This is a genomic window from Xanthovirga aplysinae (assembly GCF_009711365.1).
Taxonomy (GTDB): Bacteria; Bacteroidota; Bacteroidia; order Cytophagales; family Cyclobacteriaceae; genus Xanthovirga; species Xanthovirga aplysinae.
Genome location: NZ_SMMB01000449.1, coordinates 1 through 1,664 on the forward strand (window position 1 = coordinate 1; position 1,664 = coordinate 1,664).

Annotated in this window: 2 protein-coding genes; one reads left to right on the forward strand and one right to left on the reverse strand. The window is 35.8% G+C overall.

Annotation, left to right across the window (positions count from 1 at the left end; all coding sequences use genetic code 11):
- Positions 1-49: 49 nt before the first annotated feature.
- Entirely contained in the window at positions 50-511 is a 462-nt protein-coding gene (locus E1171_RS01720; protein WP_155203462.1) for an OmpA family protein, read from the reverse strand.
- Positions 512-736: 225 nt separating this feature from the next.
- Here E1171_RS01720 and E1171_RS01725 point away from each other — a divergent pair.
- On the forward strand, positions 737-1,664 hold a 928-nt coding region (locus E1171_RS01725; protein WP_155203464.1), incomplete at its 3' end, for a hypothetical protein.

Genomic DNA, 1,664 nt, shown 5'->3' on the forward strand with positions numbered 1-1,664 from the left:
GTATAATATTTTATCATAGGTTCAATTTTTTTTGAGGACAGAAATGTTTTTAAAAATATGTCATATAGTAAAATCTTACACAACGATTTTCAGGATCTGGGGTCACTTTCTTTCTCCCTTCATTTAGTAAATATTCATCTTTTCCCGCTGTTAATATCAGAAAATTAGATGATACCCCTTTTTCTTTTAAAAAGTCCATTACCGCTTTTTCTCTGGCGGCCATAAGTTCAGGTTCTTCGTTTAAGACAAAACCATAAATGTATATTTGGTCTTTACGATTGAAGGTTAGCCCTCCTGTAATCCCCTCCGCAATAAAGTTTAGCCTTCGAGCGGCCTCCTCATTTATTTCGGAAGTGCCGAAATAAAACGGGATTTCTAACTCTAGCCTATTCTTTAGGGGGGTCCCTGCCTTGAGTTTTTTTGCTATAGCTTTCCCTTGAGCATTAACTGGGTTTTTATTCCATATTATAGAGAATATGGAAATAATTAAAAAAATAATTAATTTCTTCATAATGTTGAATTAAGATTTTGATGATTTCTAAATCTAATAATTATGTATTTACTTTTTTGTTTTAATATGCTTATTTTGTTGCGATTTTAAGTTTTTTTTAAATGTATTTGTTGAATTTTGTTTTTTTAAGAAACAATTTTTTTAATGGTAAAAAAAACAGGAAGGGTATACTTTTTTCTTTTTGGAATTTAAGAATATCTAAATAGATAAAATAATCTTGATTTTATGAAACTTTATTGTACGTTATTTTTGACCTTTCTTTTAATAGCTATTGAGATCAAGGCGCAAATCCCCGATGACTCTCAATCCTGGTTAAACCAATACTTTTCTGCAGTACGAAAAGGTGAAAGCCCAAGTATGAATGGAGTACTGGTGGATAACCCCCAAAATGCAGAATCCTTATTGAGAGCTTTGGGGGCTTATTATGCTGATAGTTTATATTCGGTACGTAAGCAGGCTTATGGCATTAGCACTCGTATTGGTTTAAAGAGTACGGTTTTATCTCTTCGGCAGCAGGTGGTCCTTCAACTATTAAATGGTTGTGAGGATGCTAGACTGGGAAGCCGGAATAGTAGAAATCTGATGAAATTTCAAAAGGGTGATTTCTCCAATAAGGCAAGAGGTGTATTACTACGACTTATTACTCCGCAATCTCCAGGTTTGGAAAGATTGTTGCGCATAACCGGTTATTTGGAGGTAGAAGGAGGAGAAGAAGTAATTATTCAATTGATAAAGCAGGGAGGTTTAAAGGCAAAAACGAAATGGGCTGGTCAGTTGGCATTGGCTCGCATGGGAAACGAGCAAGCCATTAACATTATCATGGAAAGAGTGTACCAACAGCAGGTAAATGATGCTTTGGTTTATGATCTTCTGCCCGAATTGATGTATACCCGGCATTCTCTGGCAATCAACTATATGGTGGAAGTTTTAAATTCTGATGATAGGAACTGTTATCCCCCTAACCCCGATGCCACCAAAAAAATCCTTTGTGGGTATAGGGTGATGGAGTATCTGGCTAAGGTAATAGAGGGTTTTCCCCTAAAGACAGGAAGAAGCGGTGATATTCAAACGGATGATTATAAAGAAGCCCTAAAAATCAGCAGAGATTGGTTTGTTTCTCGGGGAGATAACTATGTGATTAATCGGGAGCAGT

What these genes read in the sequence shown, in the direction of transcription:
- E1171_RS01720 (WP_155203462.1), bottom strand. Translation starts at nt 511, where the DNA reads ATGAAGAAATTAATTATTTTTTTAATTATTTCCATATTCTCTATAATA.